The sequence below is a fragment of the Phenylobacterium sp. genome, assembly GCF_016793285.1.
Taxonomy (GTDB): Bacteria; Pseudomonadota; Alphaproteobacteria; order Caulobacterales; family Caulobacteraceae; genus Phenylobacterium.
The window spans coordinates 37,174-60,429 of the sequence record NZ_JAEUMO010000029.1; the positions used below are offsets into that span (position 1 = coordinate 37,174).

At 70.5% G+C, this 23,256-nt stretch carries 22 protein-coding genes; 17 read left to right on the forward strand and 5 right to left on the reverse strand.

The window, feature by feature from the left end; translation table 11 throughout:
- Window positions 1-20 precede the first annotated feature (20 nt).
- Window positions 21-1,103: a zinc-binding dehydrogenase gene (locus tag JNL41_RS03500; protein ID WP_293472885.1), complete on the forward strand. Its 1,083-nt coding sequence runs from the start codon at window positions 21-23 to the stop codon at window positions 1,101-1,103.
- Window positions 1,104-1,261: 158 nt separating this feature from the next.
- Here the strand turns inward: JNL41_RS03500 and JNL41_RS03505 are convergent, their stop codons facing one another.
- Window positions 1,262-2,542: a hypothetical protein gene (locus JNL41_RS03505; protein WP_293472886.1), complete on the reverse strand. Its 1,281-nt coding sequence runs from the start codon at window positions 2,540-2,542 to the stop codon at window positions 1,262-1,264.
- A gap of 580 nt (window positions 2,543-3,122) precedes the next feature.
- Between JNL41_RS03505 and JNL41_RS03510 the strand changes: the two genes are divergently transcribed.
- From JNL41_RS03510 to alr, 11 genes are all read left to right on the forward strand, one after another.
- Window positions 3,123-3,653, forward strand: a complete 531-nt coding sequence (locus tag JNL41_RS03510; protein ID WP_293472887.1) for a DUF4402 domain-containing protein — start codon at window positions 3,123-3,125, stop codon at window positions 3,651-3,653.
- Between the two features lie 56 nt (window positions 3,654-3,709).
- On the forward strand, window positions 3,710-4,216 hold the full coding sequence (locus tag JNL41_RS03515) for a hypothetical protein (protein WP_293472888.1): 507 nt from the start codon (window positions 3,710-3,712) through the stop codon (window positions 4,214-4,216).
- Window positions 4,216-5,124 (forward strand): hypothetical protein, encoded by a 909-nt coding sequence (locus tag JNL41_RS03520; protein ID WP_293472889.1) that lies wholly within the window; start codon window positions 4,216-4,218, stop codon window positions 5,122-5,124. The genes JNL41_RS03515 and JNL41_RS03520 overlap by 1 nt, the downstream gene beginning before the upstream one ends.
- Window positions 5,105-7,867, forward strand: a complete 2,763-nt coding sequence (locus JNL41_RS03525; protein ID WP_293472890.1) for a hypothetical protein — start codon at window positions 5,105-5,107, stop codon at window positions 7,865-7,867. Before JNL41_RS03520 ends, JNL41_RS03525 begins: the two co-directional genes overlap by 20 nt.
- Entirely contained in the window at window positions 7,864-8,916 is a 1,053-nt protein-coding gene (locus JNL41_RS03530) for a DUF4402 domain-containing protein (RefSeq protein WP_293472891.1), read from the forward strand. The genes JNL41_RS03525 and JNL41_RS03530 overlap by 4 nt, the downstream gene beginning before the upstream one ends.
- Window positions 8,917-8,994: 78 nt before the next feature.
- Window positions 8,995-9,537: a peroxiredoxin gene (locus JNL41_RS03535; RefSeq protein WP_293472892.1), complete on the forward strand. Its 543-nt coding sequence runs from the start codon at window positions 8,995-8,997 to the stop codon at window positions 9,535-9,537.
- Between the two features lie 178 nt (window positions 9,538-9,715).
- Window positions 9,716-10,078 (forward strand): 30S ribosomal protein S6, encoded by a 363-nt coding sequence (gene rpsF / locus JNL41_RS03540; protein ID WP_293472893.1) that lies wholly within the window; start codon window positions 9,716-9,718, stop codon window positions 10,076-10,078.
- Between the two features lie 18 nt (window positions 10,079-10,096).
- The gene (rpsR, locus tag JNL41_RS03545; protein WP_293472894.1) at window positions 10,097-10,384 is read left to right on the forward strand and encodes a 30S ribosomal protein S18; all 288 of its coding nucleotides are present in this window, start codon (window positions 10,097-10,099) and stop codon (window positions 10,382-10,384) included.
- A gap of 13 nt (window positions 10,385-10,397) precedes the next feature.
- A complete protein-coding gene (rplI, locus tag JNL41_RS03550; RefSeq protein ID WP_293472895.1) occupies window positions 10,398-10,988 on the forward strand; it encodes a 50S ribosomal protein L9 in 591 nt (196 codons plus the stop codon).
- Window positions 10,989-11,325: 337 nt separating this feature from the next.
- Window positions 11,326-12,825 (forward strand): replicative DNA helicase, encoded by a 1,500-nt coding sequence (locus JNL41_RS03555; RefSeq protein WP_293472906.1) that lies wholly within the window; start codon window positions 11,326-11,328, stop codon window positions 12,823-12,825.
- 6 nt (window positions 12,826-12,831) lie between these two features.
- Window positions 12,832-13,881, forward strand: coding sequence for an alanine racemase (gene alr / locus JNL41_RS03560; RefSeq protein WP_293472896.1), 1,050 nt, complete (start codon window positions 12,832-12,834; stop codon window positions 13,879-13,881).
- Here the strand turns inward: alr and JNL41_RS03565 are convergent.
- The gene (locus JNL41_RS03565) at window positions 13,866-14,486 is read right to left on the reverse strand and encodes a Yip1 family protein (protein WP_293472897.1); all 621 of its coding nucleotides are present in this window, start codon (window positions 14,484-14,486) and stop codon (window positions 13,866-13,868) included. The genes alr and JNL41_RS03565 overlap by 16 nt on opposite strands.
- Window positions 14,487-14,544: 58 nt before the next feature.
- Entirely contained in the window at window positions 14,545-15,750 is a 1,206-nt protein-coding gene (locus tag JNL41_RS03570) for a Yip1 family protein (RefSeq protein WP_293472898.1), read from the reverse strand.
- A gap of 124 nt (window positions 15,751-15,874) precedes the next feature.
- On the opposite strand from JNL41_RS03570, the gene radA reads away from it, so the two are divergent.
- The 5 genes from radA to JNL41_RS03595 are packed head-to-tail and all read left to right on the forward strand — an operon-like array spanning window position 15,875 to window position 21,100.
- Window positions 15,875-17,245, forward strand: coding sequence for a DNA repair protein RadA (radA, locus tag JNL41_RS03575; protein WP_293472899.1), 1,371 nt, complete (start codon window positions 15,875-15,877; stop codon window positions 17,243-17,245).
- Entirely contained in the window at window positions 17,242-17,838 is a 597-nt protein-coding gene (locus JNL41_RS03580; protein WP_293472900.1) for a CvpA family protein, read from the forward strand. The genes radA and JNL41_RS03580 overlap by 4 nt, the downstream gene beginning before the upstream one ends.
- A complete protein-coding gene (gene purF, locus JNL41_RS03585; RefSeq protein ID WP_293472901.1) occupies window positions 17,835-19,328 on the forward strand; it encodes an amidophosphoribosyltransferase in 1,494 nt (497 codons plus the stop codon). The genes JNL41_RS03580 and purF overlap by 4 nt, the downstream gene beginning before the upstream one ends.
- Window positions 19,325-20,323 carry a bile acid:sodium symporter family protein gene (locus JNL41_RS03590; protein ID WP_293472902.1) on the forward strand — a complete coding sequence of 333 codons (999 nt, stop codon included), beginning with the start codon at window positions 19,325-19,327 and terminating at the stop codon, window positions 20,321-20,323. The genes purF and JNL41_RS03590 overlap by 4 nt, the downstream gene beginning before the upstream one ends.
- A 12-nt stretch (window positions 20,324-20,335) precedes the next feature.
- Window positions 20,336-21,100, forward strand: a complete 765-nt coding sequence (locus tag JNL41_RS03595) for an SDR family NAD(P)-dependent oxidoreductase (RefSeq protein ID WP_293472903.1) — start codon at window positions 20,336-20,338, stop codon at window positions 21,098-21,100.
- Here JNL41_RS03595 and der read toward each other — a convergent pair.
- Window positions 21,045-22,622 carry a ribosome biogenesis GTPase Der gene (der, locus tag JNL41_RS03600; RefSeq protein ID WP_293472904.1) on the reverse strand — a complete coding sequence of 526 codons (1,578 nt, stop codon included), beginning with the start codon at window positions 22,620-22,622 and terminating at the stop codon, window positions 21,045-21,047. The two genes, JNL41_RS03595 and der, sit on opposite strands and share 56 nt — an antisense overlap.
- A gap of 22 nt (window positions 22,623-22,644) precedes the next feature.
- Window positions 22,645-23,256: PQQ-like beta-propeller repeat protein (locus JNL41_RS03605; protein ID WP_293472905.1), on the reverse strand; the 612-nt coding region annotated here is incomplete at its 5' end.

Here is a 23,256-nt window from a genome sequence, read left to right on the forward strand (position 1 = left end):
AGACTCGAGGGGATGAACTCATGAGGGCAGTTATCCGGCGCGACAAGCGGCTGGTGTGCGACGAGATCGCGGAGCTGACGCCGGCCGCGGGCCAGGTGCTGGTGAAGACGCTGGCCTGCGGGATCTGCGGGTCGGACCTGCACGCGCTCCACTACATGGAGCACATGATCGACCTCTCGCGGCGCGCTGGCGGCGCCATGGACGGCGGCTTCGATCCCACCGCCGACACGGTCTTCGGACATGAGTTCTGCGCAGAGATCCTCGACCACGGGCCCGGGTCGACCAAGGCGCTCAAGGCCGGAACCCGGGTCGTGAGCGTCCCGGTTACGATGCACGACGGCGGCGTCGAGGCGCTGGGCTTCTCCAACCGCCTGCCGGGCGGTTTCGCCGAGCAGATGCTGCTGACCGAGGCCATGGTGCTGCCCGTGCCCAACGGCCTGCCGACCGACAAGGCCGCGCTGACCGAGCCGTTCGCGGTGGGCGCGCACGCCGTGGCCAAGGCGCGGCTCGAGCCGAAATCGGTGTCGCTGGTGGTCGGCTGCGGCCCGGTCGGGCTGGCGGTCATCGCGGCCCTCAAGGCCAAGGGCCACGGACCGGTGATCGCCGCCGACTTCTCGCCCCGCCGCCGCGCCGCCGCCGAAAAGCTGGGCGCCGACGTCGTGATCGACCCCGCTGTCGAGAACCCTCACGAGCGCTGGGAAACGCTGGGCGTGCCGCGGGCGCGGGCCGCGCAGTCGATGATGCAGATGATGGGCAACGCCATCGCCCAGCCGGTGGTGTTCGAATGCGTCGGCGCGCCCGGCGTGCTCCAGGCGCTGATCGAGGCGGCTCCGGCCGGCTCGCAGATCGTCGTGGCCGGCGTCTGCATGGAGAGCGACAAGATCGAGCCCTCCATCGCCATCACCAAGGAGATCGAGCTCACCTTCGTGTTCGGCTACACGCCCGAGGAGTTCGCGCTCACCCTGAACCAGCTCGCCGACGGGATCATCGACGTCTCGGGCCTCGTGACCGGCAAGGTCGGACTGGATGGCGTCGCACAGGCGTTCACCGACCTCGGCGATCCCGAAGCGCACGTGAAGATCCTGGTGCAGCCGAACGGCTAGTGTGTTGGATCTGAGGTTCGCCCGCTTCTGGGTCGGAGCGCAGAGCGAACTTCAGATCCAAAAAGTACCCTAGAAACAAATACTTCTCTAGTGTCCTTATCGATTCCGAAGGTCGACCGAGTCCGCCTCACACGCTTGCGAACTTCGGAATAGGGACACTAGCGTCGGGGGTGATCGCGCAGATATGCCGCCGAGGCCTGCCGGAAGGCCGGTGAGGCCGCCCCGTCGAGCGGGCCCACATAGTAGCCCTGCCGCGCGAGCAGCGCCTGGGTCTCCGCGATCGTAGTGGCCGGCGCGATGACGTCGGCGGTGTCGAGCATCGGTGCGCCGGGCTGAAACGCCCCGACATCCCGGTCGAGCCCGGCGCGTTCTCCTGCGGTCAGGCGGCCCTCGATCTCGACCTGCTTCTCGCGCGCAGCCACGTCGCCCGCGTTGGCCGCGATCGCGTACCACCGGTAGGCCTCGCGCAGGTTCTTCTCCACGCCCCGTCCGGCCTCGTAGAGGAGGCCGAGATTGTATTGGGAGTCCACGACGCCCTGTTCGGCGGCGCGACGGAACCAGCCTGCGGCGGCGGCGTAGTCGCGCATCCCGCCGTCGCCCTGCGTCAGGAAGAGCCCGAGGTTGTGCATGGCCATCCGGTCGCCGCGCTCGGCGGCCCGGACGGTCCACGCGCGCGCCGCCGCCATGTCCTGCGGCAGGCCGGCGCCGCCGGTCTCGTAGAGCGCCGCGAGATGTAGCTGCGCCTGGGCGTCGCCGGCCTGGGCGAGCCCCGTCAGGCGCGGCAGCGCCATCGCGTCCCCGCGCGCCAGGGCTTCGGCGACGGCGGCGTAGGTGTCTCCCGACGGGACCGAGGCCGGCAGCGGCGATGGCCCCTGCGCCTTCCGCGCCGTCGCGGCCGGGCCCGACGGCGCGGGCCTGAGGCTCGGGCGGAACGGGAGGGACTCGGTCAGCGCGGCCGCGACCTGCGGCAACAGTTCGGGCCGGGTGGCGGTCAGCACGCCGGCGCCGACGACGCTCAGCGCCGCCAGCGCGCTCGCAACCACCAGCACCGCGCGAAGGACGCCCGGATCCTGTCGCCATGACCCGGCCTCGGCCTCCCGGGCGCGGCCGAACTCGTCCAGCATCAGGTCCAGCCGCCCCGACACGGCATGCTCCCGCGCCGCCTGGGCCGCAGACTGGCTTTCGAGCTTCCGGGTGAGCTGGCTTACCGTGGCCGCGAGTTCGGCCGCCCGCGCGTGGGCGGCGGACTCATGCTCCGCCATCCGCCGGGCCAGGACGTCGAGCGTCCGGATCAGCTCCGCGGCGGTTTCGAGCGGCAGGGCGGCGGCCGCGGCGTCGAAGCGCGCCTCGAGCGCGCCCAGGACGGCGCGCAGCTCGTCGAGCGCGGCGCGCGTTCGCGCCTCGCCCGTCCCGATCGGCCAGCCCCCGTCGTCGGCCAAACCATCCCCCTCAAAGACCGGCCGCCCGACCGGCCCGACGCCGATGTTACACCAACCCGCCGGGGCGCCCCCAACCCCCTGCGCCGATTGTCGCACCGTCGCCACCGGAAGCGCCCGCGAGGCCCCTCGGCGGCTTCAGCGGTCAGGTCTTCCGCAATCGTACGATGCGACGCCTTAGGAGAGGCTGAACGCGAGAGAGTTCAGCCCCCTCGCCCTGTCCTCCCGCCAAGGTTTCACACCTTGCGGGCGAGGGTGTGGCGCTCAGCAATGCCTGCTCAGAACCTGAAAATGGCGGCAACGGATGCAGCATTCGACCGGCGCGCCCGCGCCAATCACCTTGCCGCCGACATGAACAAGCATCGGAAGTTGTGAGACCTCGCCGGCCAGGAGCGCCAGCTTGACAGTCGCCAACCGCGGTTTCACAACCGACCGTGGTTAGCAGAAGGTAAAAGCCGCGGTTGCAACCCTGAGCATCCGAGACTTTTTTCTTTCGCCTGTCAGGGGAATATTCGGCGAACACGGGCCGAGCAAGTCTCGGCGCAGGTCGCCATCCGATCGGGAAAGTCACCGGGGGTAACGTATGAAGCTTCGTCTTGCGTTCGCCGCGTTCGGCGCCGCCACGCTCACCGCCGTCGCAGCCCAGGCCGCCGACGCCACCGCCAACGCCAGCGCCACGATCGTGGCCCCGACGCAGCTCAGCGCGACGCGCGACCTGGCGTTCGGTACGATCGCCAAGCCGACCACGGGCACGACCCTCGTCACCGTGGCGTCCGACGCCTCGGCCAGCGCAACGCCGACCGTCAGCGGCGGCAACGGCTCGGTCCCGGTGTCGGGCCAGGCCCGCGCCGCGACCTTCCGGCTGATTGGCAATCCTGGGTCCACCTACACGATCGGCGGCAACGTCCTGAGCTTCCCCACCGCGGGCACGAACCTCATCAGCCCTGCGTCCGAGACGCCGGTCGCGTCGTTCGGGTCGGTCGGGACCATCCCCAACGGCGGCGCGACGCCGGGGCAGCAGGACCTCTACATCGGCGGCCACTTCTCCATCGACGCCAATACGGCGCCGGCCACGTACAACGGCACCCTCGTGCTGACGGTGACGTTCAACTGATCCCCTGCGACACCGCCGGGACTTTCCGTCCTGGCGTCGGTGTCTAGGTTTGGGCCATGACTCGCGCAGTTCCCATCGTCGGCATCGTGGCCGCCCTCGCGGCGGCGCCGGCGGCGGCGGCCGGTTTGCAGGCCCAGGCCGGAGCCCAGACGGTGATCGTCGAGCCGATGGCGATCCGGATGCAGTGGGCGACCGCCATGCCCAGCGTCCGGGGCGCTGCCGACGGCGCCGTCTTCAGCGGCGCCATGCCTTCGATGGCCCTGGGCATGATGATGCCCGCGAACGCCCGACTGATGATCCAGCGGGAGGACGAAACCGGCGAGCCTGCGACGGCGCCCGGCGCCTTCGACGTCACCACCATCCGCGACCAGCCCGCCGTACTGGTTCGCACGGGCCTGACCGACACGCGGATCGGCGGCGATCACGCCCTGGTGGGCGGTGAAGTGCGCGCCGGGACGGCCGCCAGCATCGGGGTCGCGCGCGGCGGCCTCATCCTTGCATCGACGGGCAGCCAGGCGCCCGGATCGTCCGGAACGCTGGTCGTGATGGTGCAGTACAACTGATGCGCGCCGCCCTGATCCTCGCGTTCGCGCTCGCCTCGGCGGGCGTTCCGGCGCTCGCGCAGCCGGCGGACCCCGCGCCAGCGCCCGTGGTGACCACCGGCGGCGCGTTCATCAACATCACGCCGAAGCGGATCACCTTCGACAGGGGCCGCCGGATCGGCACGGTCTTCCTGGTGAATCAGGGGCGCGAACCGATCACCGTCGACATCGCACTGATCGACCGGGTGATGCTGCCCGACGGCCAGATCTTCGCGCTCGACGAGGCGGTTCAGCGCGACGACGCGAAGGCCGTCGCCGCCCAGGTGAAGTCCGCGAGGGACCTGCTGCAGCTATCGCCCCGGCGCGTGACCCTGCTGCCGAACCGGCCGCAGACGGTGCGCATCCGCCTGGCGAGCCTGCCCGACGCCGCCGGCGGCGAGCGCCGCAGCCACCTGACGATCACCACCCTGCCGCCGAGGGACACCGGGGCCACGCCCGAGCAGGCCGCCAACCCGGCCCGCAACGAACTGAGCTTTCAGATCACCGCCGTGTACGGCATCTCGATCCCGGTGATCGTGCGACCGGCCGAGCCGGACGTCAGCGCCACGCTGCAGGGCGCACGCCTCGAGTTCCCGGACGTGTCGCCCGACGGCCGCGCCGCACCGCGCCGGACCGCGGTGGTCGCCCTGGACCTCGTGCGCGGCGGCGCCAGTTCGGTCTACGGCAACTTCGAAGTCCGCGTCGCCGGCGCGAAGAAGGACGCCGAGCCGCTGGGGCTCGCGCGGGGGGTCGCCGTCTATCCCGAGGTCGCCCGCAGAGCGGTGCGGATTCCGCTCAGCCGCGCTCCTGCCCCCGGGGAGTCGCTGGAGGTGACCTTCACGGACGACGACACGTCACCGGGGAAGGTCCTTGCGAAAGCCGCGCTCTAGATGGCCGGCGCTCGCTGCGACCGCCGTCCTGACGCTGATGCGGGGCGCGCCGGCCGAGGCGGCTGAGCCCCCTGCCCCGCCCGCCGCGGATGCCCCGGCGCTCGACCCGGCGACTCTGCTGCTGTTCTCCGTGTCGCTCGACAACCTGACCCTGTCGGAAGGGCTGGGGGCCTATGGCGACCCCGCCGACCCGCTCGTGCCCGTCGGCGAACTGGCGCGCCTGCTCGAGGCGGACATCGACGTGCTGCCCCCGGAACGCCGCATCGTCGGCCGGCTGGGCCAGGCGCGCAGTTCCCTGCTGGTCGATCTCTCGGCCGGTGTCGCGCGCTCAGCGGGGCGCGAGACGCCGATCTCGGCCGGCGACGCCGCCGTAACGCCGACCGAGATCTACCTGCGCGTCTCACAGTTGCGCAGGCTGCTGGGTCTCGAGATCGAGGTCGCGGACGACGAACTCGCGCTGCGCCTGCATGCGCGCGAGAAGTTCCCTGTGCAGGCGCGCCTGGAACGGCTCGCCAACCGGCCCGATGGATCGCAGACCGGCGTCGAGCAGGATTCGCTGCGCGTCAGCGAGCCCTACGCACTGTTCAGCCCGCCCGGCGTCGATGCGATCCTCGACACCGGCGTGAGCGCCGGCGACCCGAACCGGTCGTTCCGCTACGACCTGCGCCTGGCCGGCGACCTGCTCTGGAGCAACTTCCAGGGCTATCTCGGCTCGGACGAGGAAGGCCGCGCCACCAACGCGCGGGTCCTGCTGCAACGGCGCTCGATCGAGGGCTCCATGCTGGGGCCGCTGCACGCGCGTGAGGTCAGTCTCGGCGACACCTACACGCCGTCGCTCTCGATCGGGCCGCGCAGCGTGTCCGGCCGCGGGTTCTCGTTCTCGACGGCGCCGCTCGAACAGACCAGCGTCTTCAACCGTATCGACCTGCGCGGGGACCTGCCGCCCGGGTTCGACGTCGAGCTCTATGTCAACGACGTGCTGCGCAGCAGCACAAACCAGGCGATCAACGGCCGCTTCGAGTTCCTGGACGTGCCGCTGTCGCCCGGCCTGAACGTCCTGCGCGTGGTCACCTACGGCCCCCGCGGCGAGCGGCAGGAGGAGGTGCAGGTCGTCAATGTCGGCGCGGGGCTGCTGCGGCCGGGCGAGGCGCAGGTGCAGTTCGGCATCGTCGAGCAGGAGCACCCGGTGTTCCAGCCGCGCCGGGTCGGCCGGCCGCTGCTCGGCGACACAGCCGTCTTCGCGAGCGGCGGCGTGCGCACCGTCGTCTCGGTGAACTACGGCATCAGCAGCCTGGCCACCATGTCGGCCGGCCTCGCGCGGACGCCGCGCCCGAACGGCGACGCGGTGTCGATCTATACGCTGGGCCTGCGCGGTTCGATCTTGGGAATGGCGACCCAGTTCGACGTCGGCGTCGACGACAACGGCGGCCAGGCCGCCTCGCTCGGCGCGGCGGGCATGTGGGGGCCCCTCTCGGGCGTGCTGCGCCATGCCGAGTACCGCGACGGCTTCATCGATGAGAACAACCTGGGCTTCAACTCGCAGTTCGAGATGCGCAGGCGCACGGAAATCACCGTCGACTCCAGCCTGAACCTGAGGGGCCGCATCGTGCCGGTCTCGATGCGGGCCCTGCGCAACGAATACGCCGGCGGGTCGTACGACTTCCTGGCCGCGGCGCGCGCCTCGTCGAGCGTCGGCCAGGTGCTGCTCTCCGCGGGCCTCGAGTACCAGCGCCAAGTCTATCGCCCGACGCCGGCCACGGAGATCCTGCGCGGCTACATCACCGCCACGACCTTCCGCGGCTACACGTGGCAGATCCGCACAAGCCTCGACTACGACGTGCTGCCCAACTTCAAGGCGCGTTTCCTGGCGCTCACGGTGGATCGCAAGCTGTCGGACACCTGGTCGGTCCGCTTCGGGCTGGGGCAGCCTCTGGACGACCTCGACCGCTGGAACGTGGTGCTGTCCTCGATCCTCGCCACCCGCTACGGCGACTTCGCGCTCACCGGCGAGTACGACAACATGGACGACGACTGGCGGCTGGCGGCGCAATGGAACTTCGGCCTGGGTTACGATCCTGCCCGTCGCCGCTACGACCTCATGCGCACCGGGCCGGGCACTGGCGGCTCGGTCCTGTTCAACGCCTTCATCGACGAGAACGGCGACGGCGTACGGCAGGCGAACGAGGCCCCTGCCCCGAACGTGGCCCTGGACGCCGGCGGCCAGCGCGGCGTGCTGACCGGGCCCGACGGGCGGGTGTTCCTGACGGGCCTCGGCGGCGGTCCCAGCAGCAGCGTGGACGTCAGCCTCGACCGAATCGACAACCCCTCGGTGGCGGCGCCGCCATCGAAAGTGCGGCTGCGTCCTCGGCCGGGCGGCGTGACGCGCGTGGACTATCCGCTGCGGCCCACGGGCGGCGTGGCGGTGAAGGTGGAACTGCTACGCGACGACGGCGCCCGCGTCGGCCTCGCATCGGTCCGGCTGCAACTCGTCAAGGACGACGGCCAGGTCGTCGACGCGGTCAGCGAGTTCGACGGTTCGGCGATCTTCGACGCCGTGCCTGTGGGCGCCTGGCGGCTGCGCCTCGATCCGCGCCAGGCCGAGAAGCTGCGGATGCGGCTGACCACCGAGCCGGCGGTGAAGATCGCGGGCGACGGCGAATACGCGCCGGACGTCGCCGTGCAGGTGCGCTTCGACCCCGCGCCGCCGGACACGGCGGTGGCCAAGGCGGGAGGCGGCGGATGACGACGCAACCTTCGGTGCGCCGACTTCGAGCGGGCCGTCTGCTATCGGACGGCATGCGCCGCCTCGTCCTCATCGCGCTCCTGGCGCTGGCCGCGCCGGCGGCGGGGCGCGCCGCCACCTTCACCCTGAACGTCACCGGCGCGATGGACCTGGGCTCCGTGGGTGCTGCCTCCAGCGGCGACACGGTGTTCCGCGTCGATCCCGTCAGCGGTTCGGTCAGTGTGGTTTCGGGCGGCGGACGGCGCATTTCGACCGCGAGCGCGCGGGTCCAGGTCAATATCACCTGCAAGCCCTCGCGGTCGGCCGACACCGACTGCACGACCCGGAACGTGCGCATCCAGATGGGCCGGATCGGCTCTCTGACCGGCCGCGCGCGGGCCTTCTCGGCCTTCTACGCGGCGAGCGGGACCGCCACCATCGTGACCCCGCCCACCGGCGCCGTCCCGACGATCTTCGAACTCGCGCCGTTGGGCGACAACAGCCAGAAGAACTTCTTCGTCGGGGCCGACTTCCCCGTGGCCGGCGACGATTCCGGCCTGGCGTCCGGCAACGGCGAGAACGCCTTCTTCGTCTACGTCGTCGACGCCAATGGCCTGATGGTCGTGGGCGATACCGACAAGGGGCGGATCAAGGCCTTCCGCGCGCTCGCCGTCTCCAAGACCGCGGACCTCTCGTTCGGCCGCATCCAGCGCCCGACCAGCGGCGCCTCGACCGTCACGCTGAACGCCAACAACGGCAACCGCACCATCACCGGCAACGGCAATGCGGTCGCCTTCGCCACGCCGGCCCCGACGCGCGCCGCCTTCACGATCACCGGAGAAGGCGGCCAGCAGATCTCGCTGTCGGTGCCCGCCACGATCAGCCTGACCGGCCCTGCGACGCTGCCGGTGTCGATCACCAAGAGCGGAGCCACCTCGCCCAGCCTGAATTCGGGGCTCGGCAACGCCGGCAGCTTCAGCTTCACGGTGGGCGGCAGCTTCACGCTTGCTCCAACCACCCCCGTCGGCTCGTACTCAGGTACGCTGACGGTCACCGTCGACTACAACTGACCCTTGCATCGGCGGGAACCGAGGTATTCAACTGTCGCGCCTCGAACGAGGCTGCGGGCCCCAGGGAACTCCGAAACCATGAAGCGCATCGTCCTCGCCGCCGCCGTCGCCGCGGTGCTCGCCTCGCCCGCCGCCGCCGCCCTGAAGCCGGGCGACAAGGCGCCGAATTTCACCGCGCCGGGCTACCTTGCCGGCGACCCCGTGCAACTGTCGCTGGCCGAGGCGCTGAAGAAGGGCCCGGTCGTGCTCTACTTCTTCCCGTCGGCCTATACGAAGGGCTGCAACCTCGAGGCGCACCTGTTCTCGGAGGCCGCCGATCAGTTCAAGGCGCAGAAGGCCACCGTGATCGGGGTCACCGCCGGCGCCGTCGACCGCCTGGCCCAGTTCTCCAAGGACACCGAACACTGCGGCGGCAAGTTCGCCGTGGCCGCCGACCCGGGCGCCAGGATCGCCAAGTCGTACGACTCGGTGCTGACCGTGAAGCCGGACTGGTCGGATCGGACGTCGTATGTGATCGCGCCGAACGGAACGATCCTGCACGCCTACTCGAAGCTGGACCCCTCCGAACACGTCACCGAGACTCTGGGCGCGGTGAAGGCCTACAACGTCAGGAAGAAGTAGCCCGCTTCCCGACGCACCGCCGGCATCGAAAACCCTTGCCCGCGCGAGGGTTTTCCCTTATCTGCGCGCCTCTTCACGGATGGCGGTCCTCGCGAAATCGTTCGCGACTAAGGATCCATCGTGGCCGGCGGGCTTCCGCCGCCGACCGCGCCGCCTTCCACAACGGAAGAAGGAAACCATGGCGCTCTACGAGCACGTCGTCATTTCGCGGCAGGATATCTCGCCGCAGCAGGCCGAAGCCCTCAACGATCAGTTGAAGCACCTCATCGAGGAAGGCGGCGGCAACGTCGCCAAGATCGAGTACTGGGGCCTGCGCAACCTCACCTACCGGATCAAGAAGAACCGCAAGGGTCACTATTCCCTGCTGGCGATCGACGCTCCGGCCGACATCGTCAAGGAAATGGAACGCCAGCTTTCGATCAACGAAGATGTGCTGCGCTACATGACCGTGCGCGTCGAAGAGCTCGACCTGGAGCTCTCGCCGATCCTCGCCCGCCGCGATCGCGACCGCGAACGCCGCGACGACGCCCCGCAATTCTAGGAAAGGGAGGCTCATCGCATGACTGACGAAACCTCCACGGCCCCGGCCGCGGCTCCCGCCGCCGGCGCTTCGACGGGTGGCCAGCGCCGTCCGTTCTTCCGCCGCCGCAAGGTGTGCCCGTTCTCCGGCGCCAACGCTCCGAAGATCGACTACAAGGACGTGAAGCTGCTCCAGCGCTACGTCTCCGAGCGCGGCAAGATCGTGCCGTCGCGCATCACCGCGGTGTCGGCCAAGAAGCAACGCGAACTGGCCAAGGCCATCAAGCGCGCACGCTTCCTGGCGCTGCTCCCCTACGTCGTGAAGTAAGGGAGCCAGGCACATGAAAGTCATTCTGCTCGAACGGCTGGAAGGCTGGGGCACGCTCGGCGACGTCGTGAACGTCAAGGACGGCTACGCCCGCAACTTCCTGCTGCCCCGCCAGAAGGCGCTGCGCGCCAACGCCGGCAACCTCAAGGTCTTCGAAGCCCAGCGCGCCGAGATCGAGGCCCGCAACGCGAAGGCCAAGGAAGCGGCCGGCAAGGCCGGTGAGAAGCTCGACGGCACGTCCTACGTGATGATCCGCCAGGCCGGCGAATCCGGCCAGCTCTACGGCTCGGTCGCCGGTCGCGACGTGGCCGACGCGATCAACGCCGAGGGCGGCAAGATCGAGCGTTCGATGGTCGTGCTCGACAAGCCGATCAAGACGCTCGGCCTGCACGAGGTGAAGGTGCGCCTGCACTCGGAAGTGACGGTCACCGTCACCCTGAACATCGCGCGCAGCCAGGACGAAGCCGAACGCCAGGCGCGCGGCGAGAACGTGATCAGCTCGCAGTTCGAGGAAGAGCGCGTGGCCGCCGAAGAGGCCGCCGCCGACCTGCTCGAAGGCGGCGCGGGTCAGCTCGCGCAGGAGTTCGCTTCGGCGGACGCCTAGCCAAAGCGTCGAATCCCGACGGAAGATTGCGGCCCGGAAGGCGACTTCCGGGCCGTTTTCCTGCGTGGAACGCGGCGCTTCGCGGCTGACGCCGACAGGTCACGCGCCGCCCTTCGCCTTCGACGGCGGCTTCGCCGACCGGCGCGCAGGCGTCTCCGGGCAGAGACCTGCGACCGATTCTGACGCCGCGGCGCGGGAGCCTCTCCCGCGCCGCTCTTCCATTCCCTGAACATCGTGGCGGCGCTTTTCCACAGGTGGGAAATCGTGTGTGGACAGGTCTGCAAATGTTTCGGGCGCGGCGGTGATCACACCCGCCGCCTTCGGTATCGGTAGCCGCATGGCCCTCGTCCCGGCGCTCGATCTCCGCCCCACCATGACCGCGTCCAACGATGTCGCGATCGCGCATGCGCCCTCCAATCTGGAGGCCGAACAGGCGCTGCTGGGGGCGCTGCTGTTCGACAACGCCGCGTTCGAGCGCCTGGGCGACAACCTGCAGGACCGCCACTTCTACGAACCCTTCCACCAGCGCCTGTTCGCGGCGGTCGAGGGGTCGATCCGCAAAGGCGCGCTGGCCGATCCGATCCTCCTGGCCGAGCAGTTCTCGTCCGATCCGGCCTTCCAGGAACTGGGCGGCGTGCGCTACCTGGCCGACCTCGTCGACCGCGCGCCGCCGGCCGCCAACGCACCCGACTACGCTCGCACCGTCTACGACCTGGCCCTGCGCCGCGACCTGATCCGCATCGGTGGCGACATCTCCACGACCGCCCAGCGCGGCGACGCCGAACTCGATGCCCGCGACCAGATCGAGGCGGCCGAACAGCAGCTCTACCAGTTGGCCGAGACGGGCGGCGTCTCGTCGGGCTTCGTCAATTTCTCCGACGCCTTGCAGGGCGCCCTGGCCATGGCCGCCGAGGCCCACAGCCGCGACGGCGGGCTGGCGGGCCTGTCCACGGGCCTGATCGACCTCGATCAGAAGATCGGCGGCCTGCATCCGTCCGACCTGATGATCCTCGCCGCCAGACCTTCGATGGGCAAGACGTCCCTCGCCTGCAACATCGCCTTCGACGTGGCCAAGAACTACGCCTACGAGCCGCAACCCGACGGGTCGAAGAAGACCGTGGCCGGCGGCGTGGTCGCGTTCTTCTCGCTGGAAATGTCGTCCGAGCAGTTGGCCATGCGCCTGCTCGCGGAGGTCTCGGGCGTGTCGGGCGACCGGCTGCGCAAGGGCGAGATCGACGCGATGGAGTTCGGTCGCATCCGCGACGCGGCCCTCGAGATCCAGGAAGCCCCGCTCTACATCGACGCCACCGGCGGCATCACGCTCGCCAAGCTGACCGCGCGCGCCCGGCGACTGAAGCGGATGGTCGGCCTCGACCTGATCGTCGTGGACTATCTGCAGCTCGTCACGACCGGCGCGGGTGGCCCTGACAACCGGGTGCAGGAGGTCTCGATGATCACCCAGGGCCTCAAGGCCCTCGCGAAGGAACTCAGCGTGCCGGTGCTGGCGCTCTCGCAGCTCAGCCGCCAGGTGGAGAACCGCGAGGACAAGAAGCCCCAGTTGTCCGACCTGCGGGAGTCGGGCTCGATCGAGCAGGACGCCGACATGGTGATGTTCGTCTATCGCGAGGAGTACTACCTCTCGCGCCTGGAGCCGCGGGAAGGCACCGAGGAGCACTTCCGCTGGCAGGAACAGATGGACCAGGTGAAAGGCCTCGCCGAGATCATCATCGGCAAGCAGCGCCACGGCCCCATCGGCACCGTGAGGCTCTCGTTCCACTCCGACACCACCAAGTTCGGCAATCTGGCCCGTGACTCGAGCCGCTACGACCCGCACTAAGCGGGCATGAGTCCGACCGAGCGCGCCCGCCTGACGATCGACCTCGACGCCCTGGCGCACAACCGGGCCGCGATCGCCGCCGCGACCCCGGGCGCCGAGGTGGCGGCCGTGGTGAAGGCGGATGGCTATGGGCTGGGCGCGGGTCCCGTCGCCAGGCGCCTGCATGCGGAGGGCACGCGTAGCTTCTTCGTCGCGCGCATCGAGGAGGGTGAGTCCCTGCGCGGCGAACTGGGCGACCGGGACGCGGCGATCTACGTGCTCGACGGGCTGCCGGCGCGCCCGGCGCAGCGCCTGGTCGACGCCCGCCTGACGCCGGTGATCGCGACGGCGGCGCAGGCTGAAGCCGCACGCGGACTCGGCCGGCCCGTCGCGCTGCAGGTCGATACGGGCATGAACCGCCAGGGCCTGACCCTCGGCGAGGCGCGCGCCGTCGCTGACGGACTCGAGGTCGGCCTGATCATGAGTCACCTGGGTTCGGCCACCGATCCGGCCGAGGCGCGAAATCGCGAACAGCTCGCGCGGTTCAGGGAGGTCCGCGGGCTGTTCCCCAACGCGCGCGCCAGCCTGGCCGCCTCCGCCGGCGCCTTCCTCGGTCCCGACTATCGCTGCGACATGATCCGCGCCGGCATCGGCCTGTTCGGCGGCGGGCCCGAAGAGCGGCCCGACCGGCGGCTGAGGGCGGTCGCCACCCTCACCGCTCCAATAGTCGATATCCGCCTGCTGAGCGCCGGAGACCGTCTCGGCTACGGCTCCAGCTTCACAGCGCCCGGGTCCATGCGCGTGGCCGTCGTCGCGGCCGGCTACGCCGACGGCGTGATCCGGGCGGCCATGGGCGACGGTTACGCCTGGGCGGCCGGCGCGCCGCGCCGTCTCCTGGCCGTCAACATGGACATCCTCGTCATCGAGCTGGCCGAGGGCGGCGCGGTCGGCGACGTGGTCGAACTGCTCGGCCCCCATGCACTGCTGGACGACCTGGCGAGGGCCGCGGGCACCGTCGCGCACGAGGTGCTGGTGCGCCTCTCGTCCCGGGCGGCGCGGGTCTACCTCGGCGCGTAGGACGCGGAGAGCGGACCGCCGAGCTCGCGCGCCATCCCTACGAGCGTCGCCCTCCCCGCCGCCAGCAGAAGGATGGCCACCAGCACCGCGGCGAACGCGGTCAGCCGCTGATCGTCGGGGATCCTCATCAGTTTCGGCAGGCCCAGCCACACGGCATAGACGCTGTAGAGCCCGGCCAGGATGCCCACCGGGATGGCGAGGCTGGGATAGACCTCGGCGACCCCTGCGACCCAGCTTGCCGTCGCGCCGTAGCCGATCAGGTTCATGGCTTCGACCCGGCCGCGGGTCCCGCCGAAGGCCGGGGCCGTGACATCCACGAACACGGCGGCCAGCCATACGCCCGCCAGCGTCACCGCGTAGCCAACGGCCGCGCCGAGCAGCAGGCCCCCGACGCTCATGCGCACGTCGACGTCGGCGATGTTGAAGCCGAAGGTCAGCGCGCCACCGAGGCTGCAGGCGGCCGGAATCATCGCCAGCGGCGCCACATGGCCGCGCATCAGCGCACCCGGCGCTGCAGGGTCGCCTGCGATGCGGTCCCAGGTGCGGCCGGGTGCGAACAACATGCCAAGGGCGCGCGAAAAGAAATCCGCCGCGCGCGGCGCCATGCCAGCCCTCCAACGACAGACCCGCGCCATGCCTAGCACAACGAACGCGCGCCCGCCGCTACCCGGCCTTGGCCAGCGCCTCCAGCCGCGACAGGTCCACCGCGTTCACCGCGTCCTTCAGGTCCGGCATGCTGGCGCCGTCGCCCTTGGCCTCGACCATGAACCTCTCGCCCACGAGCACGCCGTACTCGCCGCGCTTCGACGAACGGTCGTAGCTCTCGTGAGTCATGCGGCCGCCTTGGTTCTCGAACGTCTCGTAGCCCGTATCGCTCTCCTTGGACGAGCGCACCTTGAAGGCGCCCATCATGCCGGCGAGGGCGCCGGCGCCGCCGATGTCGGTGATCTGGAGCCGGATCGACGAAACGCCCTTCACGTAGCGAGCCTCGACCTGCGAACCCTTCATCCCCGCCGCCTCGCTGGACGAGGCGCTGACCTCTCCTCGCGCGTAGCCGCCGAGCGAAGCGGGCAGGTAGCTCTTCAGCGCGTCGGTGTCGGTGGCCGCCACGTCCTTGCCGGCCTCGATCCGGCGCGCGGCGGCCTCGGCCTGCTTCTGCAGTTCGCCGACGTCGATCTCGCCCTGTCCCGGGATCGTGACCTTGCCGCTCACCTTCGGGGGACCGGCGAGCCGCATCGTGACCCCCGAAACCGCCGAGTATGCGATCGAGACCATCAGGCCCAGCACGAAGGCCACGACGAGCACGACGACGAAGTAGCCGACGGTCCGCTCAGGATCGCTCTTCATCAGCTTCGGCAGGCCCTGGTAGAGCGTGTAGAGGCTGTAGACGAACGCCACGAGCACGGTGACGCCGACCAGGAAGCCGAGGAGGCCCCAGCCCGCGACGAGGCCCAGGGCGCCCGCGACATAGGACGCCGTGGGGGCGTAGGCGGCGAGCTTCATCGCCTGGACGCGGTTCTTCTCCGCACCGAAGTTCGGCGCGAAGCCGTCGATCACCAGCGCCATGAGGTAGACGCCCAGCAGCCCCAGGCCGAACGAGGCGACCGCGCCCGCGACCGCCCAGACGGGGTCGGGCCTGGCCGCGACGCCGAATCCGCCGAAGCCGGCGCGGACGCCGAACGCGAGCTGGCCGACCAGGCCGGCGACGGCGGGAATCGCCGCCAGCGGCAGGACATAGTTCCGGTAGAGGCCCCCGACCGTCGCGGGCTCCCCGTCGATGACGTCCCACGCGGCGCTGGGCTGCGCCAGAAGCAGCCGGACCCGCGCGATGAGTCCCGAGCCGGCCGATCCAGGTTCCACCATGCTCATGGCCGAGACCCTCCGCGAACAATAGCGCTCCGGACCCTAGACCTCTCGTCGCACGCGACAAGCCGGGTACAGACCGCGAACGCCGGCTCGGCTAAAGTCGGCCGCATTCGAATCAGGAGGATCCATGGCCCGCGACGGCGCCGTCTACGCCTGTCAGTCCTGCGGCGCCGTACAGACGCGCTGGACGGGCCAGTGCCCGGCGTGCGGCGCCTGGAACACCCTCGTCGAGGAACTGACCAGCCGGCCGCCCGGCGCGCTCAAGCTGACGAAGCCGACGCGCAGGGCGGGTCTGGCGTTCGAGGGGCTCGACGCCGCGACGCCCGCGCCGCCGCGGATCGTCACCGGCGTCGAAGAATGGGACCGCGTCTGCGGCGGCGGCGTGGTGCCCGGGTCAGCGATCCTGGTCGGCGGCGACCCCGGGGTGGGCAAGTCCACGCTCCTGCTCCAGGTGGCGGCCAGCGCCGCGCGGCGCGGCGCGCGGTGCGCCTACATCTCGGGCGAAGAGGCGATCGAGCAGGTCCGCAGCCGCGCCCAGCGTATGGGTCTCGCTGACGCGCCGGTGAAACTGGCGGCCGAGACCGCGCTGCGCGCCATCGTCGACGGGTTGAAGGCCGACCCGTTCGACCTGGTGGTGATCGACTCGATCCAGACCCTGTGGAGCGACGCCCACGAGGCCGGGCCCGGCTCGGTGACCCAGGTGCGCGCCGCCGCGGGCGAACTGGTGCGCCTGGCCAAGAAGCGCGGGCTGGCGGTCATCCTGGTCGGCCACGTCACCAAGGAGGGCGCGATCGCCGGGCCGCGGGTGGTCGAGCACATGGTCGACGCCGTCTTCGCCTTCGAGGGCGAGCGCGGCTATCCGTTCCGCATCCTGCGCGGCGCCAAGAACCGCTTCGGGGCGACCGACGAGATCGGCGTCTTCGAGATGGGCGACGCGGGCCTCGCCGAGGTGAAGAATCCCTCGGCCCTCTTTCTCGACACGTCCGGCGAGCGGGCCGCCGGCGCCGCGGTCTTCGCGGGAATCGAGGGCTCACGGCCGGTGCTGGTCGAAATCCAGGCGCTGGTGGCGCCCTCGGCCTACGGCACGCCCCGGCGCGCGGTGGTCGGCTGGGATTCGGGGCGCCTGGCGATGATCCTGGCGGTGCTGGAGGCGCGCTGCGGGCTCTCCTTCGGCGATCGGGACGTCTACCTGAACGTGGCCGGCGGCCTGCGCATCTCGGAGCCCGCGGCCGACCTCGCCGCCGCCGCCGCCCTGGCCTCGTCGGCCTTCGACGTGGCGCTGCCGCAGGACTGCGTGGTGTTCGGCGAGATCAGCCTCTCGGGCGAAGTCCGGCCGGTGAGCCGCATGGACTCGCGCCTAAAGGAGGCGGCCAAGCTGGGCTTCCGCCGCGCCTTCGGTCCGGCGGACCCTGAGAGTTCAGCCCTGCAGGTGACCGGGGCGAGCCGCCTGGCGGACGCCATCCAGCGCGTCCACGACGGAGCGTGGGACAGGTCGTGACGCAGTTCGACTTCCTCGTCCTCGCCCTGCTGGGCATCTCGGCCGCCATCGGGTTCGCGCGCGGCGCCGTGCGCGAGGTGTTCGCGCTGATGGCGCTGGTCGTCGCGGCCGGGCTGGCCGTCTTCGGCCTGCCGGCCTTCGGGCCGATGGTCCGCAAGATGGTCCAGCCGGACTGGCTCGGAACCATCGCCACGCTGGTCCTGGTGTTCGGCGTCGCCTTCGTGGCGCTGCGGCTGATTGGCGCGGGGCTGGCGCGCAACGTCCAGAAGACCCAGATGCTGGGCTTCCTCGACCGCTCCCTGGGCCTGCTGATCGGGCTGGGCCGCGGCCTCATCGTCCTGGGCGCGCTCTTCCTGATGTTCAACGCCGCCACGCCCGAGGACCTGCGCCCGAAGTGGATCACCGGCGCCCAGAGCTGGCCGCTCGCCGCGAGCATGGGCCGGTTGCTGGACGAGCTGGCGCCCAAGGGCCTGGACGTCGCGGGACGCCTGAAACCGGCGTTCGACCGCGCGGTCTCTGGTGACAATTCATCGACAGACGGGTACGAGGCCCGCGAACCCGCAGCCCCCGACCGTCCGGAGCGATCCCGATGACCCATGCGCACGAGCGTTGGTCCCCTCCGGCGCGCGATCCGGACGACGATTCTCCCCGGCTCGAGTGCGGCGTATTCGGCGTCCACGACACCGCCGAAGCCTCCGGGATCACCGCGCTGGGCCTGCACGCGCTCCAGCATCGCGGACAGGAGGCCTGCGGCATCGCCAGCTTCGACGGGCAGCGGTTCCACACCGAGCGGCACATGGGCTACGTCGGCGACGCCTTCGGCGGCGGCGACCTCGAAAAGCGCCTGCCCGGCCGCGGCGCCATAGGGCACACCCGCTATTCCACCGCCGGCGGCAGCTTCCTTCGCAACGTGCAGCCGATGTTCGCCGACCTGGAGGCCGGCGGTCTCGCGCTCGCCCATAACGGCAACCTGACCAACTTTCTCACCCTGCGCGAACAACTCGTCTCGGAAGGCGCGATCTTCCAGTCGACGTCGGACTCCGAAGCGATCCTGCACCTCATCGCCCGATCGCGGCGGCCCAAGTTCCTCGAGCGGTTCACGGAGGCGATGCAGCAGCTCGAAGGCGGCTACGCCCTGGTCGCGATGACGAACAAGAAGCTGATCGGCGTGCGCGATCCCCTGGGCATCCGGCCCCTGGTGCTGGGCGACCTGAACGGCAGGGCGGTGTTCGCCTCCGAGACCTGCGCGCTCGACATGATCGGCGCGACCTTCGTCCGCGACATCGAGCATGGCGAGATGGTGGTGGCCGACGACAAGGGCCTGCGCAGCTTCCGCCCCTTCCCCGCCCAGCAGGCCCGGCCCTGTATCTTCGAGTACGTCTATTTCGCCCGCCCCGACTCCGTCGTGAACGGCCGCTCGATCTACGAGGTCCGCAAGCGCATGGGGCGCAGGCTCGCGCAGGAGAGCCTGACCGGCATCGACATCGACGTGGTCGTGCCGGTGCCGGATTCCGGCGTCCCCGCCGCGCTCGGCTTCGCACAGGAAGCGGAGAAGCCCTTCGAGATGGGCATTATCCGCAATCACTATGTAGGCCGTACTTTCATCCAGCCCACCCAGGGCGCCCGCGAACTGGGTGTGCGCATGAAGCTCGCCCCGAACCGCGCGGTGCTGGCGGGCAAGAAGGTGCTGCTGGTGGACGATTCGATCGTGCGCGGCACCAATTCGGTGCGCGTGGTCCGCATGGTCCGCGAGGCGGGCGCCAAAGAAGTCCACCTGCGCTCAGCGTCGCCGCCGATCATGTGGCCCGACTACTACGGCATCGACATGCCCGACCGAGAGAAGCTCCTGGCGGCCAACCACTCGGTCGAGGAGATCGCCAGGATCCTGGGCGTCGACTCGATGGGCTACCTCTCGGTCGAGGGGCTCTACTGGGCGATGGACGCCGTCCGCGACGACGCCCACCCGCAGTACACCGACCACTACTTCACCGGCGACTACCCGACCCGGCTTCTCGACAAGGAGATCGCCGAGGGCCGCAACGAACTCGTGGAGCGCCAGCTCTCGTTCCTGGTCGACGCGTGACGGCGGACAGGCCGGTCGGCAGGCGCTGGCGCCCGAAACCCGACTGGTATCTGATCTTCATCCTGGCGGCGGCCGCGCTGGCGTCCGTCCTGCCGGCGCGCGGCGAGGCCGCGATCGTCCTGGGTTGGGCGAGCAAGGTCCTGATCGCAATCGTCTTCTTCCTGCATGGGGCGCGGCTGTCGCGCGAAGCGGTGGTCAGGGGACTGACGCACTGGCGCCTGCATCTGACGATCCTCGCGGCGACGTTCGTGCTGTTCCCGGCGATCACCGTCGCGATGGCCGCCCTGCCCGCCTGGATCACGCCGCCGGAGATCGCCGCGGGGCTCGTCCTGCTGGGCTGCCTGCCCTCGACGATCCAGAGTTCGATCGCGTTCGTCGGCATCGCCCGCGGCAACGTCGCGGCGGCGGTCGCCTCGGCTTCGGCGTCCAACATGATCGGCGTCTTCCTGACGCCGGCCCTGGCCAGTCTGCTGCTCCACGCCGACGGCGCGATCGGCGCCGGCTCGTTCTGGACGATCGTGCTGCAACTGTTCGTGCCGTTCGTGGCCGGCCAGATCGCCCGCCCGTGGATCGGCGCGTTCGTGCAGCGCCATGGCAAGACGCTGGGCCTGCTCGACCGCGGGACGATCGTGCTGATCGTCTACGTCGCGTTCTCGGGCGCCGTGGTGGGCGGCGTCTGGAGCAGGCTGGGCGCGCTCGACCTCGTGCGGTTGCTGATGCTCTGCTGCGTTCTGCTGGCCGCCGTCCTGGCGATCACAGCGATGGCCGCGCGCGCTCTCGGCTTCTCCAAGGAGGACGAGATCGCCATCGTCTTCTGCGGTTCGAAGAAGTCGCTGGCCAGCGGCGCGCCGATCGCGGCAGCTTTGCTGACGCCCGCGGCGGCGGGGGTCGCGATGATCCCGTTGATGATCTTCCACCAGATCCAGCTCATGGCCTGCGCGGCGATCGCCCAGCGCTACGCCCGGCGGCCTGACACCGGGGCCGAAAGCGTCTAGAGACGCGGCCTCATGTCGGAATTGCCCGTGTCCTCGACGCCCCTCGCCGATCGTATCGCCCTCGTCGTGGGCGCCAGCCGCGGCATCGGCCGCGCCTCCGCCCTCGCCCTCGCCAAGGCCGGCGCGCATGTCGTCGCGGTCGCGCAGACGCAGGGCGCGCTGGAATCGCTCGACGACGAAATCCGCGCTGCGACCGGACAGTCCGCCACCCTCGTCCCGATGGACATCGGCCAGGTCGACGGCCTGGACCAGTTGGGCCTCGCGCTTCACGAACGGTTCGGGCGGCTGGATGTCCTGGTGCATGCCGCGGCGCTCCTCGGGTCGCTCACGCCGGTCTCGCACCTGGAGCCCAAGCACTGGGACCGCCTCGTCGCCGTCAACCTCACCGCGCCGGTGCGGCTGATCCGTTCGTGCGAGCCGCTGCTGCGGGCCGCCGCCGCGCCACGGGCGATCTTCCTGACGTCCAGCCACGCGTCGCACCCCAGGGCGTTCTGGGGCGGCCACGGCGCCACCAAGGCGGGGCTCGAAAACATCGTCCGCACCTGGGCCGACGAACTGGAGAACACCCACATCCGCGCCGTCCTGCTCGACCCGGGCGCGATGCGGACGCGGATGCGCGCCGACGCCTATCCGGGCGAGGACCCGGCGGCGCTGCCCGACCCCGGCGAGATCGGTCCGCTAATCGTGGAGCTGGCGCAGGCCGACCTCGGCCTGCCGACCGCTAGCGTTTCTTTCGCGGCGTGGAAGACGCGGTCCGCGACGCCCGCTTCGGCTTGACGCCCGGCCGGTTGAGCTTGGCCGCACGGCCGCCGGCCCCGGTCTTCGCCTTCTTGGTCTTCGGCTTGGGCGGCTTGCCTGCCCCGCCCTCGCGCGCCTTCTCGGCGGCCTCCTTGCGGCGCCTGGCGACGAGGCCCGACTTGGCGGAGGTCGGCGCGGTCTTGGACGGACCGGGCCCGCCCTTGGCCTCGTCTTCGGCGTAGGGGTTCTTGTTCGACCGCACGGTCAGACGCACCGGCACACCGGGGAGGTCGAAGCTCTCGCGCAGGCTGTTGATCAGATAGCGCCGGTAATGGTCCGGAAGCTGGTCGGCGCGGCTGGCGAACATCACGAACGTCGGCGGCCGGGCCTTCGTCTGGGCCATGTACTTCGGCTTCACGCGCCGGCCGTTGACCGCGGGCGGCGGATGGCGGCTGATCGCCATCTGCAGCCAGTCGTTGAGGTCGCGGGTCTTCACCTTGGTCGACCAGTCGCCGTGGGCCTTGAGGACCGCGGGCATCAGCCGCTCCAGGCCGCGGCCGGTCTCCGCCGACAGGGCCACCATCGGCGAGCCCCGCACCTGGGGAAGGAGGCGTCCGACTTCCTCGTTCAATTCGGCCAGCCGCGCCTGCGGCTCCTCGATCAGGTCCCACTTGGCCAGGACGAACACCAGTGCGCGGCCCTCGCGCTCGACCAGGTCGGCGATCTGCAGGTCCTGGATCTCGAAGGGATGCGTCGCGTCCATCACCAGGATCACGACCTCAGCGAAGGTGATCGCGCGGATGGAGTCACCGGTGGAGAGCTTCTCCAGGCGTTCCTGGACCCGCGCCTTCTTGCGCAGGCCAGCGGTGTCGACGAGGCGGATAGCGCGGCCGTCCCAGTCCCAATCCACGGGGATGGCGTCCCGGGTGATGCCGGCTTCCGGCCCGGTCAGCAGGCGGTCCTCGCCGATCAGGGCGTTGACCAGCGTCGACTTGCCGGCGTTCGGGCGGCCGACGATGGCGATGTTGATCGGCTTGCCGGCGCCGTCGTCCGCATCGTCGTCTTCGTCGGGCGCAAGCGCTGCCACGGCGGCGAAGAGGTCGGCCATGCCTTCGCCGTGCTCGGCCGAGATCGGGATCGGCTCGCCGAAACCGAGGCCGAACGCCTCGAGGACGCCGGCTTCCGACGCCTTGCTCTCGCTCTTGTTGGCGGCCAGGACCACCGGCTTGCCCTTGCGCCGCAGCACCTCTGCGAAAATCTCGTCGCCCGGCGTGACGCCCTCGCGCGCGTCGACGATGAACAGCGCCACGTCGGCTTCGTCGACGGCCAGCTCGGTCTGGGCGCGCATGCGCGCTTCGAGGCTCTCGTCGGTGACGTCCTCGAAGCCCGCCGTGTCGATCAGCTCGAGGTCCAGGTCGCCCAGGCGGCCCGTACCGAAGCGGCGGTCGCGGGTCACTCCCGGCTGGTCGTCGACGATGGCGAGCTTCTTGCCCGCCAGCCGGTTGAACAGCGTGGACTTGCCCACATTCGGGCGGCCGACGATCGCGAGTTTCAGCGCCATGGCGGCCGTTGTACCTGAGCGATCAGCGGATCGCGATCAGGTCCGCCTCCTGCGTGACCACATAGATCGTGTCGCCCATAGCGATCGGCGTGATGGTCGAGGCGCCCTTCAGTTCCAGACGCTTCGCGATCTCGCCGGTCTTGGCGTTCAGCGCCACCAGTTCGCCGGTCTGACCGACGACCAGCAGGCGCTCGCCGGCGAGCATCGGGCCCGACCAGATCGGACGGGTGCTCTTCTGGCCGCCGATGCCGAAGACGCCGCCCTTCCGCTTGGACTTGAAGCCCTCGTTCAGGGCGCGGATCCAGTAGATCTGGCCGGTCTCGCGGCTGGCGCAGATCACCTCGCCGGTCTTGGCGGTCACGTAGACCACGTCGCCGGCCGGCCACGGGGCCGTGACGCCCACCACCGGCAGGCTCCAGCGGGCCTGGCCGGTCCGCAGGTCGGTCGCTGCGAAGACGCCCGAATGGCTCACGGCGAAGACGTCGCCCTGGTAGATCGCCGGGCGGCCGGGGATGTCGCGGATCTCGGAGAGCGCGCTGGTGCGGCTGGCGCGGCTGAGCGCCTCGTTCCAGAGATCGTTGCCGTTGGCGGCGCGCAGCGCCACCAGCTCGCCCGAGCCGAATCCGGCCACGAC

Bases quoted from the DNA above. Each gene is read 5' to 3' on its own strand.
- JNL41_RS03500 (WP_293472885.1), top strand. From the start codon at position 21: ATGAGGGCAGTTATCCGGCGCGACAAGCGGCTGGTGTGCGACGAGATC.
- JNL41_RS03510 (WP_293472887.1), top strand. From the start codon at position 3,123: ATGAAGCTTCGTCTTGCGTTCGCCGCGTTCGGCGCCGCCACGCTCACC.
- JNL41_RS03515 (WP_293472888.1), top strand. From the start codon at position 3,710: ATGACTCGCGCAGTTCCCATCGTCGGCATCGTGGCCGCCCTCGCGGCG.
- JNL41_RS03520 (WP_293472889.1), top strand. From the start codon at position 4,216: ATGCGCGCCGCCCTGATCCTCGCGTTCGCGCTCGCCTCGGCGGGCGTT.
- JNL41_RS03530 (WP_293472891.1), top strand. From the start codon at position 7,864: ATGACGACGCAACCTTCGGTGCGCCGACTTCGAGCGGGCCGTCTGCTA.
- JNL41_RS03535 (WP_293472892.1), top strand. From the start codon at position 8,995: ATGAAGCGCATCGTCCTCGCCGCCGCCGTCGCCGCGGTGCTCGCCTCG.
- rpsF (WP_293472893.1), top strand. From the start codon at position 9,716: ATGGCGCTCTACGAGCACGTCGTCATTTCGCGGCAGGATATCTCGCCG.
- rpsR (WP_293472894.1), top strand. From the start codon at position 10,097: ATGACTGACGAAACCTCCACGGCCCCGGCCGCGGCTCCCGCCGCCGGC.
- rplI (WP_293472895.1), top strand. From the start codon at position 10,398: ATGAAAGTCATTCTGCTCGAACGGCTGGAAGGCTGGGGCACGCTCGGC.
- JNL41_RS03555 (WP_293472906.1), top strand. From the start codon at position 11,326: ATGGCCCTCGTCCCGGCGCTCGATCTCCGCCCCACCATGACCGCGTCC.
- alr (WP_293472896.1), top strand. From the start codon at position 12,832: ATGAGTCCGACCGAGCGCGCCCGCCTGACGATCGACCTCGACGCCCTG.
- JNL41_RS03565 (WP_293472897.1), bottom strand. From the start codon at position 14,486: ATGGCGCCGCGCGCGGCGGATTTCTTTTCGCGCGCCCTTGGCATGTTG.
- JNL41_RS03570 (WP_293472898.1), bottom strand. From the start codon at position 15,750: ATGAGCATGGTGGAACCTGGATCGGCCGGCTCGGGACTCATCGCGCGG.
- radA (WP_293472899.1), top strand. From the start codon at position 15,875: ATGGCCCGCGACGGCGCCGTCTACGCCTGTCAGTCCTGCGGCGCCGTA.
- purF (WP_293472901.1), top strand. From the start codon at position 17,835: ATGACCCATGCGCACGAGCGTTGGTCCCCTCCGGCGCGCGATCCGGAC.
- JNL41_RS03595 (WP_293472903.1), top strand. From the start codon at position 20,336: ATGTCGGAATTGCCCGTGTCCTCGACGCCCCTCGCCGATCGTATCGCC.
- der (WP_293472904.1), bottom strand. From the start codon at position 22,622: ATGGCGCTGAAACTCGCGATCGTCGGCCGCCCGAATGTGGGCAAGTCC.